Below are 13,744 nucleotides of genomic sequence, written 5' to 3'. Positions count from 1 at the left end.
AGACCGCCGCTAGAAAGGTTTTCTGTGACCCCGTCTTCCGTCGAGAAGGAACCCGCCGCCCTGGCCGAATTGTCCGCTGAGGAAAAGAAGGCGGCCACATCGGCAAAGCGCGCCGCGACACGTGCTGCCAACAAGGCTTCAGAGGGCGACTCTGACAAGCCTGCCCCCAAGAAGCGTGGACCCAAGCCTGGCGCCAAGGCCGCTGCTGAAGCAGCGAGCGACTCCGCCGTCGATCCTGAAGAGCCAGGCGTCGAGGACGAAGACTTTGACCCCGCAGCAGCGGAGGAAGTCGAAGTCGGCGACGACGACACCGAGGACGGCGCAACTGCCGCCAAGGACAAGGCTGCCCCGTCCGGCTCCGGCTTCGTCTACTCGGACGCCGATGACGACGACGCACCTGTACAGCAGGTCATGTCGGCCGGTGCAACTGCAGACCCCGTCAAGGACTACCTGAAGCAAATCGGCAAGGTTGCCCTGCTGAATGCCGAGCAGGAAGTCGATCTTGCCCTCCGCATCGAGGCTGGCCTGTTCGCCGAGGAAAAGATCAATGCAGACGACGGATCCATGGATCCCAAGCTCAAGCGCGAGCTCGAATTCGTCATCCATGATGGAAAGCGCGCCAAGAACCACCTGCTTGAGGCCAACCTCCGCCTCGTCGTTTCGCTGGCCAAGCGTTACACCGGGCGAGGCATGCTGTTCCTGGACCTGATCCAGGAAGGCAACCTGGGACTTATCCGCGCAGTGGAGAAGTTCGACTACACCAAGGGCTTCAAGTTCTCCACCTACGCCACTTGGTGGATCCGCCAGGCAATTACCCGCGCCATGGCAGACCAGGCCCGCACGATCCGTATCCCGGTCCACATGGTTGAAGTCATCAACAAGCTGGCCCGCGTTCAGCGCCAGATGCTTCAGGACCTGGGCCGTGAGCCCACGCCTGAAGAGCTGGCCCTGGAGCTGGACATGACGCCCGAAAAGGTTGTCGAGGTCCAGAAGTATGGTCGTGAACCCATTTCGCTCCACACACCCCTCGGTGAGGACGGTGACTCGGAATTCGGCGACCTGATCGAAGACTCCGAAGCTGTCGTCCCGGCTGACGCGGTGAGCTTCACGCTGCTGCAGGAGCAGCTGCACTCCGTGCTGGACACGCTGTCCGAGCGCGAGGCAGGGGTCGTGGCCATGCGCTTCGGCCTCACCGATGGACAGCCGAAGACTTTAGACGAAATCGGCAAGGTCTACGGAGTGACGCGCGAGCGTATCCGCCAGATCGAATCCAAGACCATGTCCAAGCTGCGGCACCCGTCCCGCTCGCAGGTACTGCGGGACTACCTGGACTAAACGGTCCGCGCAACCCAGGACGCATGAAGGCGGCCCAGTCGGATTTCCGGCTGGGCCGCCTTCTTGTTCACTGCGTGGACTGTTCTCCGCCGTGGATGCGCCGGCCCGGCCGCAGCAAACTGCAAGCCGCGCGGGAACCGCGGAACCCGGGGGGCACAGCAAAAGGGCCCTTCCAATGGGGAAGGGCCCTTCTGCGCGATGTGACTCCGGGCTTTGCCGGGTTGCACTTCTAGTCGACGGGGACTGGTGCCTTCTCGTTGAGGCGCTCGGTCTCATCGTGCCAATCGGAAGTCATGGGCCGGAGCGTGGCTTCAACTGCACGTGCGTGGTGGCCGCAGAAAAGCAGCTCACCGCCGGAGGACTCGAGTACAACGCGGACATACGCCTGGGCTCCGCAACGATCGCACCGGTCAGCGGCGTTCAGTGTGCGGTCTGCAACTGCTGTTGTCATGTCGGCCTCCTTAGTAGTTCTGTACATCCATATAACCAGCATTCGACGCAGATCCATGGCAAGGATGGGTCACTTTCGCTGTCCGCGTATCACATGTCCATAACGCAACTGGGCCTTTTGCCGCGGGCCGGGAGTGGCAACCGGTACGCAGGGCCCGTCGCGGCTAACCTAGTATGGGCAGTGTTTGCCTTGAGTTGCCAGCGGAATATGGCTGGGAACCAGCTTTAGATATACCCGAAGGAGCACACCCCCACGTGGCACCGAGTTCTGAATACAACGCCCGGCATCTGTCTGTCCTCGAGGGCCTTGAAGCGGTCCGCAAACGCCCGGGCATGTACATCGGATCCACCGACTCACGTGGCCTCATGCACTGCCTGTGGGAAATCATCGACAACGCGGTGGACGAGGCTTTGGCGGGTTTCGGCCACGACATCAAAGTCATTTTGCACGCGGACAATTCAGTGGAGATCCACGACGACGGCCGCGGCATCCCCGTAGACGTCGAGCCGAAGACCGGACTGTCCGGCGTCGAGGTCGTCTTCACCAAGCTGCACGCGGGCGGAAAGTTCGGCGGCGGCTCCTATACCGCTTCCGGTGGCCTCCACGGCGTTGGTGCTTCGGTGGTCAACGCGTTGTCCAGCCGCCTCGATGTCCAGGTGGACCGCGGCAGCAAGACCTACCAGATGTCCTTCCGTCGCGGTGAGCCCGGCCGCTTCCTCGATGCCGGATCAAAGCCCGGCCCCACGTCCCCGTTCGAACCGTTCGTCGAGAATTCGGTGTTGGATGTGGTCGGGAAGGCAAAGCGTGGCGTCACCGGAACCCGCGTACGTTACTGGGCTGACCGCCAGATCTTCACTCCTGACGCAAAGTTCTCCTACGACGACCTCGTGGCCCGTGCCCGTCAGACGTCGTTCCTTGTCCCGGGATTGCGGATCACCGTACGCGATGAGCGCAAGCTGGCCGGGACCCCGGGCGAGAACGGCGTCCACGAGGAAGTGTTCCACCACGACGGTGGCATCAGCGAATTCGTGGAATTCCTCGCTGCGGATTCCGGCGTCACGGACATCTGGCGGCTCCACGGATCGGGCAAGTTCAAGGAGACAGTTCCTGTTCTCGACGAAAACGGGCACAGCAAGATCGCCGAAGTGGAACGGGATTGCGAAGTCGATATCGCCCTGCGCTGGGGGATCGGCTACGAAACCACCATCCGCAGTTTCGTCAACATCATCGCCACGCCCAAGGGAGGCACCCACCAGTCGGGCTTTGAAGCGGCCCTCCTGAAGACCTTCCGCAAGGCCGTGGAAACGAACGCGCGCAAGCTCAAAGCCGGCAACGACAAGATCGAGAAGGATGACATCCTTGCCGGCCTGACGGCTGTCCTGACGGTTCGTCTGGCTGAGCCGCAGTTCGAGGGGCAGACCAAGGAAATCCTTGGCACCTCAGCAGTTCGGGCGATTGTGGCCAAAGTGGTTGAGAAGGAAATCACTGCACGGCTGAACTCGGCCAACCGTAATGACAAGGCCCAGTCGGCGCTGCTGCTGGAGAAGATGGTCAGCGAAATGAAATCGCGCATCTCGGCCCGCGTCCACAAGGAGACCCAGCGCCGGAAGAATGCCCTGGAGACCTCTTCCATGCCCACCAAGCTGGCCGATTGCCGCACCGATGACGTGGAACGCTCGGAACTGTTCATCGTCGAAGGTGACTCCGCGCTTGGAACGGCAAAGCTTGCCAGGTCCTCGGATTTCCAGGCTCTTCTTCCCATCCGCGGAAAGATCCTGAACGTGCAGAAGGCTTCGGTGGGTGACATGTTGTCCAACGCCGAGTGCGCGGCGCTGATCCAGGTGGTGGGCGCCGGCTCCGGCCGCAGCTTCGACCTGGACGCGGCCCGCTACGGCAAAGTCATCCTCATGACCGATGCCGACGTCGACGGCGCCCACATCCGTACTCTTCTCTTGACGCTCTTCTTCCGCTACATGCGCCCCATGGTGGAAGCCGGCCGCGTGTTTGCCGCTGTGCCTCCTCTTCACCGGGTGGAAGTGATCAACCCGGGCCAGAAGGCCAACGAGATGATCTACACGTACTCCGAAGCCGAGCTCCACGTGCTCCTTGCCAAACTGGTCAAGGAAGGCAAGCGGTACAAAGAACCGATTCAGCGCTACAAGGGCCTGGGTGAGATGGACGCCCAGCAATTGGCGGAGACCACCATGGACCCCCGGCACAGGACCTTGCGTAAGGTTGGCATCGACAGTGCCCAGCGTGCCGAGGAAGTGTTTGATCTCCTGATGGGCTCTGACGTGGCACCTCGCAAGGAGTTCATCATCGCCGGTGCGGCAACGTTGGACCGGGAGCGCATCGACGCATAGCCGGCGGGGGTGTCAGCCAGGCTCCTGGGCGGAAGTGCCCCGGGTGGCGGATGCCGCCGGGGCGGCAAACGCGGCGGCTCCCACCAGTAACGCCAGGGTTCCAAGGCCCCAGGGAAGACCCGCTGCAACGGCAATACCGCCCACCAGCAGCGGACCTCCGGCGTCACCGATCTCACGTCCTAGTTCCGCCGAACCCATGGTCCGGCCGAGTCGCTCCTTGGGGGTGGCATCGGCAAGGTGGGCAAAGGCGAGTGGCGTAGCGACGCCGATGCCCAGCCCGATAAGGACGGCGGCAGCATAAACCCACCACGCTCCAGGCAGGACAGCTGCGAGGAGGGTTCCGGCAGCAATGCAGCCAAGTCCCGTGATCATCCCGGGCCTGTCCGCGAGGACCCCTCGGTCCCGTAGGGCACCAATGCGGGGTTGCACGGCTGAGGAGGCAACCGCCAAGGCGGTGACGACGGCGAAACTCCCCGCAGTGCCCAGCCCGTCCCGTGCTGCGAGAGCGGGAAGGAAGCCCACTGCAGCACCGAGGGCTCCCGTGGACGCAGCCAGGACCAGGGTGGGTCCCAGGAAGGACTTCTCGGTGCTCTGCCGCCACACGTCCAGGATGGTGTAGCGGGTCCTGGGCAGCGGCTCCAGGCGCGGCATGGCCAGGACGGTCCACACGGCAGTCACGAGGGCAAGACACGACAGGACGGCGAAGAGAAGAGCGAAGCCCCCGGCGAGGATGGCCAAGGCGCCCAGAAGCGGGCCTATGGCGTAACCGAAGCCTTTCCAGGAGCCGTAGCGTCCGAAATAGCGTCCCGGCTTGCCACCGGCAAGCCGGGCGACGCTGGCGGACGAGGCAGGCGAGAAGGCTGATGCCGCCATGCCTTGTCCAAGCCGGGCCGCAGCGAGCATGGCGGGTTGGTCTGCCCACAGGCCAACCAGGGAGGCGGCAGCAAAGCCAAAAAGGCCTCCCACGATCACTGGCTTGGGCCCGATGCGGTCGCTCAGGGCGCCAAAGACGGGCTTGAGGAAGACCTCAGCGATGTCGTAGAGGGCAAGCAGAATCCCCAAGCCAAGCAGGCTGAGGCCGATGTCCGCACTCTCGGCGCCGAGCCCTGCAGCCACGGCGTGGGCCCCGAAGGCGGTAGTGAAACCGGCCGCGTAGAGGGGCCACCGGTGGTAGGGAGTCGTGCGTGCAGCGCTGGCTGCCTCGGGGGTCTTCACGCACTAAATGTAACAGCTGCTACATTGGCTTTTGTGATTGATGAACGATGGCTGTTGATCCTGGTTCAGGTTCCGTCCCAGCCCTCCAGGCACCGTGTAGCCGTGTGGCGCGAATTGCGCAGGATCGGCGCCGTCCCTTTGAGCCCAGGTACGTGGCTCCTCCCCGCCCACCCCGCCTTTGACGAAGGGCTGGTCCGTGCCAGCGAGCTCGTAGCCAAGGGTGGCGGGACCTGGACCTTGGTGGATGCCGTGCCACGCCAGCCAGGTGAAGTCGCTTTCAGGGCTGCTTATGAAGCTGCCCGACAGGAGGAGTGGGCCGAGTTCATGGCCGATTGCCGGAAGTTCGAGGCAGAAATCGCCAAGGAGATAGCGCAGGAGAAATTCACTTTTGCCGAACTTGAAGAAGAAGAACAGAGCCTGGAGCGGTTGAGGCGTTGGTTCCGGGAGTTGAAGTCACGCGACGTTCTGCACCTTCCTCTGGCGGGGGACGCCGCTGAGCACCTGGCACGGTGCGCAGCAGCCCTGGAGGGCTTCTCTTCCCGGGTCTACGAGGTCATGCTCCCCGAACAGGGTGGTCGGAACAGCCTGTAGTGCCCTAACCGAGCAACCCCGGCACGATCAAGAGTGCCGTCGGTACTGCCAGCAGCAGCACGGAGGCGGCAAGGACCAAAGCCCTCAGGCCGGTGGTAAGCGGCGGTTGAGGTGAGAGCAAACGGCTGACGCGTGACGCCGTCGTGCGTGGTGAATCAGCACCTCCGGTGGCGCTGACGCCAGAGCCCTCGACGACGGCCCCGCCGCCTTTGAGGGCTGCGGCGCTGACGGCAGGCTGGGAGCTGCCGCTGGCGACGATGGCAATGGCCTTGATGAGCGTTCCCTTGCTCTCGGTGCGAAGTGCGACGTCGTCGGCCAACATTTCGATCAGCGAGTTCACTGCTGTCTGGGCCAAGCGCGTGGTGGGAAACCATGGCAGCGCCTGGCGCCAGGCGGCGAAAGCCCACAGCAAGAGGTCGTGGCGCTGGGAAAGGTGGGCATTTTCGTGGATGAGGACGGCCCGAAGCTCAGCGGGATCAAGTGCGGCCATCAGGCCGTCGGAGAGAACCGTGACGGAGCGGGCGCCGCCGGGGAGGCAGTAGGCGACGGGGGATTCATGATTTATCACCACTGTCCCTGGTCCGTCGTCGGATGGGGATGCGAGGAGGGCCAGGAGCTCGCGGTGCCGTCGGCGCTGGCGTTCGATTTTGTAGTACGTCAGCAGCAGGGTAAAGACCAGGTGCGCCGTAAGAAGCGCAGCTGCCGACAGTGCGAAGAGGTGCCAGAAGCCCAGTGCGGTGGTTGGTTCATTGTTGAACACCATCCCGGCCAGGCTCCTGAGCCCTGCCAGGAGGTTGTCGCCAATGGGTTCCAGTCCATAGACAAGCATGGCGCCAATCATGGACAGTCCACCGGCAAGGGCTATGGCCTGCCACAGGATCATGGCCGTGAAGGGAGAGCGTGCCGGCCATTGTGCCCGCGACAGCAGGACCGGAACCGGCCACGCCAGAATCAATGCCAGGACCGCAAGCAGGTATGAGGTCCAGAACATAGTGGCTAATTGTAGCCGAGCAGTTTGCGCAGGGTAGCTGCTTCACTTTCGGTGACTGAGCCAATGAAGCGGGCCAGGACTGCCTCGCGGTCCGGGGCGGAACCCAGGACTTCGTGCATCAGCTCGGCCGTGTGGTCTGCGCGGCTGGAAACAGCCTGGTAACGGTGCGGGCGTGTTCCGCGTTCACGTTCCACCAGGCCCTTCTTTTCCAGGCGTGAGAGCACGGTCAGGACAGTGGTCACTGCAAGGTCTTTGCCTTGATGGCCGGCGGTGCCGTCCCCGGCCTCGGAATCCTGCGCCAAGAGGTCACGCAGTGTATTGGCGGTTGCAGCTTCCTGGCCTGCCCAGAGCAGATCCATCACTGCCCGCTCGAGTTCCCCAAGACTTGCCATCGATACTTCCCTACCTTCCGCATCCCGGCGCAGCGTGACTGCCGTCGGGAGCGATGATCCAACATTCCACCATAAATCTACCGCTTTTCCAGCCTCCATTCTACGTGAGGTAGAACAATCGGCGTGGCGCTCGCGGGGCGCCACCTCTTGCGCGTGGTGGAAGCCACTTGAAGAATGGGTTTCGTTGCCCGGCATTTGTTCTACACTGTGTAGAAGAGAAGTTTTCTACGCTACGTAGAAGTAACGTCATCGTACTTCGGTCCACCGCACAAAGGACAGCCATGGACGCTTTGGAAATCGCACGCTGGCAATTCGGTATCACTACCGTCTACCACTTCATGATGGTGCCCCTCACCATCGGCCTTGGTCTGGTTGTGGCCATCATCCAGACCATGTGGTACCGCACGGGAAAGCCCGAGTACCTGCGCATGACCAAGTTCTGGGGAAAGCTGTTCCTGATCAACTTCATCATGGGCGTGGCCACCGGCATCGTGCAGGAATTCCAGTTCGGCATGGCCTGGAGTGAGTACAGCCGCTTCGTAGGGGACGTCTTCGGTGCGCCCCTGGCCCTTGAAGCCCTGTTGGCCTTCTTCGTGGAGTCCACCTTCCTGGGTCTGTGGATCTTCGGCTGGAAGCAACTCAAGCGCGGAGTCCACCTGGCGTGCCTGTGGATTGCGGTGATCGGTTCCGTCTTCTCGGCGTACTTCATCATTGTCGCCAACTCATGGATGCAGCACCCTGTGGGCGTCGAGATGGTGGACGGGCGCCCCGTCATGACCGATGCCTGGGCCGTCTTCACCAACAACACTGCGCTGGTTGCCGTGCCCCACACACTGTTCGGCGCACTCGCTGTCGCTGGCGCCTTCCTGCTGGGCATCGCGTGGTACCACCTGTGGCGCCGGCGGCACGATGGCATCGACACTGTTGGCAAAGACGGCCGCATCATCCCCGGCGCGGCGCAGGACATCCCGGGGCGTGACAAGGCCGATTACACGGTCTGGATGAAGTCCCTGAGGATCGGTGCCGTAGTAGCCATGATTTCCTTCGCCGGCACGGCCATCACCGGTGACCTGCAGGGCAAGCTCATGTTCGAACAGCAACCCATGAAAATGGCTGCCGCCGAAGCCGCTTGCCACGACGGCACGGGCTTCTCGGTCCTCAGCGTGGGCAACCTCGGCGCAAAGAACTGCGACGATATCGTGGCCGTCATCGAAGTGCCCGGCATCCTTTCCTTCCTCGCCAAGGGAGACTTCACCACCGAGGTCAAGGGCGTGAACAGCCTCCTGGGCGAGTACAAGGAGAAATACGGAACGCACCTGCCGGACAACCCGCTGTACGGTGACCGCGCAGGCCAGGAAATCCAGTACGTTCCCGTCATGGAAGTGACCTACTGGGGCTTCCGCATGATGATCGGGTTCGGCGGCATCGCAGCCTTCGCAGCCCTGCTGGCACTGTGGGTGACGCGCAAGGGTGTTGTTCCCGGCTCCAAGTGGCTGATGCGGCTAGCCGTCTTCGGCATCCTGGCACCGTTCGGCGCCAACGCAGCCGGATGGATCTTTACGGAAATGGGACGGCAGCCGTTCGTCGTGGCCCCCAACCCGGATATGAACGGCATCGACCAAGTGTTCATGTTTACCGCCGCAGCAGTCTCACCCGGCGTCAGCGCAGGAGAAATCATGGCGTCGCTGGTGGTGCTGACAGCCATCTACGCGGTGTTGCTGGTGGTGGAAGTGAAGCTGCTGGTCAAGTACGTCCGCGGCGGAGTTGCCTCCGCCATGCCGGAACTGGCACATGCCAACGACGGCGATGACGCAGGGGAGCGGCATGACAAAGACAACGACACTCCGGACAAGTCCGGGGACGACGTCCTGGCATTCGCCTACTAGGAGCAGGGGAAACTGACAATGGAACTGTTGCCAACCATCTGGTTCGTGGCCATCGCTGTGTTGTGGACCGGCTATCTCTTCCTTGAGGGCTTCGACCTTGGCGTCGGCATGCTCATGAAGCTGTTCGCACGCAACAACACTGACCGGCGCGTTCTCCTGAACACCATCGGCCCGGTCTGGGACGGCAACGAGGTGTGGTTGCTTACCGCGGCCGGGGCCACCTTCGCAGCCTTCCCGCTCTGGTATGCCTCCCTCTTCTCGGCTCTCTACCTGCCGCTGCTGGCTGTATTGGTTGCCCTGATCTTCCGTGCTGTCGCCTTCGAGTACCGCGGCAAGGTGGACTCGGAACGCTGGCGCAACCGCTGGGACTGGGCGATCGCCGTCGGGTCTTTCGTCGCCGCATTCGGTATCGGCGCGGCGCTCGCGCTCACCACCACGGGCCTTCCCTTGAACGCCAACGGAGACCGTGACGGCGGGCCGCTGTCCTGGTTCAGTGGCTACGCGCTCCTGGGCGGTTTCGGTGTGGTCGCCTTTGCCCTGGTGCACGCCCTTGCATTCCTTGCCTTGAAGACCGACGGCGAGGTGCGGCACCGCGCCCGCCGCTGGTTTGTGAGGTTGGTCCCGGCAGCGGTCCTGCCCATGTTCGGCTGGATGGTTGCTGTCCAGTTCCTCAGCGGCAAACCGTGGACGTGGGCCCTGGTAGCTGTGGCAGTGGTTGCCGTGGTCCTCGCGTGGACACTGGCCCGCGCCGGGTCCGAGGGACGCGCCTTCGGGGCGCTGGGCGCCTTCATTGTGTGCGCCACTGCCTCAATCTTCGGTGCGGCGTTCCCCGTGGTCATTCCCTCCACTATCGACCCGGCCTTCAACCTGACCATTTCCAGCGCTTCATCGTCGGACTACACACTGGGCCTGATGAGCATTGTTGCCGCCGTGGGACTGCCGCTGGTGATCGCCTACCAGGCCTGGACCTACTGGGTCTTCAGAAGGCGTGTCAGCGCGGCGCATATTCCCGAAGCGCACGGGTTCCTGCCCGCCATCGCATCAAAAGTACTCATTTCCAAGGACGGCGCCTCCACCAAGCCCGCACAACCGGGAAACTGACCGCTCGTGAAACCCGTTTTTCCTTCCGGACAAGCCACCCGCCCGGCGCTGTACGCCCTGGGACTGATGTCCGCGCTCAAGGCGTTGTCCCTGGTCCTTATGGCGCAGGCCGTGGCGGTGATGCTTGCCGGTCTGGCAACAGGCTCGTCCGAATGGAACAGCGGCCTGCTGTGGGGCGCAGTGGGAGCGGTGCTGAGGTCCTTGACCGTCTGGGGACAAGGCATCGCGGCCCGGCACGCCGCCTTGGGCGTCAAGGAGGAACTGCGCGCGCGGCTGCTGAGGCGGTCCCTGGACGACGGCGGCCCGTCTTCCGTTGAGGGGATGAACGACGGCGGCCTTGCCATCCTGGCCACCCGCGGCCTGGATGCCCTGGACGACTACTACACCCAGTACCTGCCTGCCTTGGTCAACTGCGCCACGGTGCCGTTGCTGATCGGAGCCCGGATCCTCTTCGCCGATTGGGTCAGCGCAGTGGTCATCGTCCTGACGGTGCCCCTGGTGCCGTTGTTCATGGTGCTGATCGGCCGGCACACAGAAGACAGCGTCAGGGATGCGCAGACGACCCTGCGGAAACTTTCCGGCCACATCCTGGAACTGGCCAAGGGGCTCCCGGTTTTGGTGGGACTCGGACGCGCCAGCGAACAGCGCGCCGCCCTGGAGGAAATCTCCGAGCAGTACCGCAGCCGGACCATGGGCACACTCCGCACCGCCTTCCTGTCCGCCCTCGCCCTGGAGCTCATTGCCACCATTTCCGTTGCCGTGGTGGCCGTTTTCATCGGAGTGCGGCTGGTAGCGGGAGACATGGCGCTCGAAGCCGGTCTGCTGGCGCTGATCCTCGCTCCTGACTGCTACCTCCCATTGCGGGAACTGGGCACCGCCCATCACGCCAGCGACGACGGCCGGGCTGCCCTTGAAACCACCAACGCAGTGCTTGAAGCACCGTCGCAACAGCCAGTGCCGGATGCCGCAGGGACGGATCACGATGACATTGTGGTGACCGGCCTGACGGTGACCTACCGCGGACGGTCCGCTGCCGCCGTCGGACCTCTTGCTTTCATCGCCCCGAAGGGGAAGATCACCGCCCTCGATGGCCACAGCGGCGCCGGCAAGAGTACCGTCCTGGGAGTCCTTGCCGGACTCATCGGACAGGGCCCCGGAGCCACCGTGGCAGGTCGAGTCACCGGAGCTGGGCCCGGGACGGTCGCCTGGGTTCCGCAGCATCCCAGCATGGCCTGTGAAACCGTCCAGCAGGAGATCGAGCTTTACCTTCAGGGTTACGACAAAGACGTGGAGCTGGCCGCGGCACGGGTCCTCCGAAACGCCTCGGCAGGCCACCTTGCAGGAAAGCATCCCGCCGAGCTCAGCCCGGGGGAGCTGCGTCGGGTAGCCCTGGCCCGGGGCCTGGCACGCGTGGAAGCAGGTGCGACGCTCCTGTTGCTCGACGAGCCCACAGCACACTTGGACGAAGCGTCGGCCGAGGCCATCCGCCGTGCCATCGAGTCGCTGCGCGGCAGGGCCACTGTCATCCTCGTGGCCCACGACGCCGCAACCCGCGCGCTCGCTGACCACCTCGTACAACTCGGCCGGCCAGGACAAACACCTGGACCGGTGACAGCGCCTGCTGGGCGCGGCGCTGGGGTGGTCGGGCAATCCGCAGCCAAGGCGTGGGATGCCGCAACCGGGAATGACGCACAGCTCCTGGGTGACGGGCCGGTGGACAGCACCGCGGGGAGCCTGAAACGACTGATGGGCGTCCTGCAACCGGTCAAGTGGAAGTTCGCGGCGGCCGGGATCATTGCAGTCCTCGCGGCGCTGTTCGCTGTGGCGCTGTCCGGCTTGTCGGGCTGGCTCATCATCAGGGCCAGCGAACAACCACCGATCCTCTACCTGTTGGGCGCGATTGTCGGCGTCAGGTTCTTCGGAATCGGACGTGCAGTCCTTCGGTATTGCGAACGCCTGCTGACCCACAACGCCGTTTTCGCCGCCATGACGCGTCTTCGTGGGGTGCTCTGGGCAACCCTGAGCCGCCGGGCGTTGTCCCTGCGACGCCTCCTCCAAGGTGGAAACGTCCTGGGTTCGATCGTGGACGACGTTGACACCCTGCGGGACCTCCTGCCGAGGGTGGCCCTGCCTCCGATTACAGCCGTCGCCGTGGGCGGGGCCGCCATCCTTGCCACAGGTATCGTCTTGCCGGCGGCGATGCCTGCCGTGCTGCTCACGTTCACCCTGGGCCTGACAGTGGCGCCCCTGCTCGCCGTCCTGGCCGACCGCAATGCTGCGAAGGCAAGGCAGCACCTGCATTCGGAGGTGCTGCGGGGAGTTGCCGCGGCCCTGGACGCCCGCGCCGAGCTGCAGGCCAATAATATCGGCGAACCACTGATCAGCGCCCTCTCGGCCAAGGACCGGGTGGCAACCCTTTCAGCGAAACGTTCGGCATGGGCAGAAGGCCTGGGCCAGGCGGTGGTTGTCCTTGGATGCTCCGTTTCAGCGCTCTGGGCCGGGGTGCTGAGTGCCCCGTCTGTCCTCGCCGGCGGCGTTGCCCCTGAACTCGTGGCTGTCATGGTTCTGATGCACCTTGCCTTGGTGGAACCCTTCGCGGGGATGGTCTCCGCCGTGCGCCAGGCGCCGGCGCTCGCCGACGTCCTGAACAAGGTGGCAGCATCCGGGGCTTTGGACGCTGGTGACGGTTCCGGCACGCCGGAAGAGCACGACGGCGGAACGCAGCATCTGCCTGACCGGCCCGGCAGGCAAGGACTGGAGCTCAGCGGTGCCGCCGCGGCCTGGCCTGGCGGGCCCACCGTCTTTGCCGGTGTCGAAGCCGTCGCGGAACCGGGCCGCTGGCTGGCTGTCACGGGTCCTTCCGGGGCAGGCAAGTCCACGCTCCTCTCCGTCCTCCTCGGATTCCTCCCCCTCACGGAGGGAACGGCGATGCTGACCGGTACCGCCGCGTGGTGCCCCCAGGAAGCCCATCTCTTCGACTCCACGGTCCGGGGAAACCTCCTGCTCAGCCGGTCTGCCGGCCGGAAGCCAGACGACGACGAGATGTACAAGGCGCTGGCCGCCGTCGGGCTAGATGCCGTGGTGAGGGCCCTTCCAGGTGGCTTGGACGCCCGTATTGGTCCCGGCGGCTCCTTCCTTAGCGGGGGCGAACGGCAGCGGCTCGCGATGGCCCGTACATTGCTGACCGGTGCCTCCGTCTTGTTTCTCGATGAGCCCACCGCCCACTTGGATGCAGCCTCAGCGCGGGAAATGATGACAATCCTTCGTGCCGGGCTGAAGGACGTCACGGTGGTCCTGGTGACCCACAATCCCGAGGACATCGACCCTTCGGATGCCCGGCTGGAACTGCCGGGCAGGGGGACACCGACGGTTGCCCAGGACACGGAGGAGCTGGTGGCGGGGCCAGGGCCTCAGTAGCC

The 13,744-nt window shown here is 64.1% G+C and carries 10 protein-coding genes; 6 read left to right on the top strand and 4 right to left on the bottom strand.

What is annotated here, in order from left to right; genetic code table 11:
• Positions 1-24 precede the first annotated feature (24 nt).
• A complete protein-coding gene (locus FDP28_RS16025) occupies positions 25-1,335 on the top strand; it encodes an RNA polymerase sigma factor (protein ID WP_144662537.1) in 1,311 nt (436 codons plus the stop codon).
• Between the two features lie 229 nt (positions 1,336-1,564).
• Here the strand turns inward: FDP28_RS16025 and FDP28_RS16020 are convergent, their stop codons facing one another.
• Complete coding sequence (locus FDP28_RS16020) at positions 1,565-1,786, bottom strand: DUF7455 domain-containing protein (protein ID WP_018778705.1); 222 nt, start codon at positions 1,784-1,786, stop codon at positions 1,565-1,567.
• Positions 1,787-2,040: 254 nt separating this feature from the next.
• Between FDP28_RS16020 and FDP28_RS16015 the strand changes: the two genes are divergently transcribed.
• Positions 2,041-4,149 carry a DNA gyrase/topoisomerase IV subunit B gene (locus tag FDP28_RS16015; protein WP_144662536.1) on the top strand — a complete coding sequence of 703 codons (2,109 nt, stop codon included), beginning with the start codon at positions 2,041-2,043 and terminating at the stop codon, positions 4,147-4,149.
• Positions 4,150-4,161: 12 nt separating this feature from the next.
• On the opposite strand, the gene FDP28_RS16010 is transcribed toward FDP28_RS16015, so the two are convergent.
• Positions 4,162-5,364, bottom strand: coding sequence for an MFS transporter (locus tag FDP28_RS16010; protein ID WP_144662535.1), 1,203 nt, complete (start codon positions 5,362-5,364; stop codon positions 4,162-4,164).
• Positions 5,365-5,397: 33 nt separating this feature from the next.
• Between FDP28_RS16010 and FDP28_RS16005 the strand changes: the two genes are divergently transcribed.
• Positions 5,398-5,955 (top strand): Chromate resistance protein ChrB, encoded by a 558-nt coding sequence (locus tag FDP28_RS16005; protein ID WP_144662534.1) that lies wholly within the window; start codon positions 5,398-5,400, stop codon positions 5,953-5,955.
• Between the two features lie 4 nt (positions 5,956-5,959).
• Here FDP28_RS16005 and FDP28_RS16000 read toward each other — a convergent pair whose 3' ends face one another.
• Both FDP28_RS16000 and FDP28_RS15995 read right to left on the bottom strand, forming a co-directional pair.
• On the bottom strand, positions 5,960-6,946 hold the full coding sequence (locus FDP28_RS16000; RefSeq protein WP_144662533.1) for a M56 family metallopeptidase: 987 nt from the start codon (positions 6,944-6,946) through the stop codon (positions 5,960-5,962).
• Positions 6,947-6,951: 5 nt separating this feature from the next.
• Positions 6,952-7,338: a BlaI/MecI/CopY family transcriptional regulator gene (locus tag FDP28_RS15995; RefSeq protein ID WP_011774471.1), complete on the bottom strand. Its 387-nt coding sequence runs from the start codon at positions 7,336-7,338 to the stop codon at positions 6,952-6,954.
• Between the two features lie 281 nt (positions 7,339-7,619).
• Between FDP28_RS15995 and FDP28_RS15990 the strand changes: the two genes are divergently transcribed.
• From FDP28_RS15990 to cydD, 3 genes are read left to right on the top strand one after another with little or no spacing between them, the layout of a single operon-like run.
• Positions 7,620-9,224 carry a cytochrome ubiquinol oxidase subunit I gene (locus FDP28_RS15990; RefSeq protein WP_144662532.1) on the top strand — a complete coding sequence of 535 codons (1,605 nt, stop codon included), beginning with the start codon at positions 7,620-7,622 and terminating at the stop codon, positions 9,222-9,224.
• Between the two features lie 18 nt (positions 9,225-9,242).
• A complete protein-coding gene (cydB, locus tag FDP28_RS15985; protein WP_144662531.1) occupies positions 9,243-10,325 on the top strand; it encodes a cytochrome d ubiquinol oxidase subunit II in 1,083 nt (360 codons plus the stop codon).
• 6 nt (positions 10,326-10,331) lie between these two features.
• On the top strand, positions 10,332-13,742 hold the full coding sequence (gene cydD, locus FDP28_RS15980) for a thiol reductant ABC exporter subunit CydD (protein WP_144662530.1): 3,411 nt from the start codon (positions 10,332-10,334) through the stop codon (positions 13,740-13,742).
• The last annotated feature ends 2 nt before the right edge of the window (positions 13,743-13,744 follow it).

The sequence above is a fragment of the Paenarthrobacter nicotinovorans genome (assembly GCF_007670255.1).
Taxonomy (GTDB): domain Bacteria; phylum Actinomycetota; class Actinomycetes; order Actinomycetales; family Micrococcaceae; genus Arthrobacter; species Arthrobacter nicotinovorans_B.
The sequence above is the reverse complement of the archived record's forward strand: the minus strand, read 5'-3'. Positions and strand labels throughout refer to the sequence as shown.

What these genes read in the sequence shown, in the direction of transcription:
- FDP28_RS16020 (WP_018778705.1), bottom strand. Translation starts at nt 1,786, where the DNA reads ATGACAACAGCAGTTGCAGACCGCACACTGAACGCCGCTGACCGGTGC.
- FDP28_RS16000 (WP_144662533.1), bottom strand. Translation starts at nt 6,946, where the DNA reads ATGTTCTGGACCTCATACCTGCTTGCGGTCCTGGCATTGATTCTGGCG.
- FDP28_RS15995 (WP_011774471.1), bottom strand. Translation starts at nt 7,338, where the DNA reads ATGGCAAGTCTTGGGGAACTCGAGCGGGCAGTGATGGATCTGCTCTGG.
- FDP28_RS15990 (WP_144662532.1), top strand. Translation starts at nt 7,620, where the DNA reads ATGGACGCTTTGGAAATCGCACGCTGGCAATTCGGTATCACTACCGTC.
- cydB (WP_144662531.1), top strand. Translation starts at nt 9,243, where the DNA reads ATGGAACTGTTGCCAACCATCTGGTTCGTGGCCATCGCTGTGTTGTGG.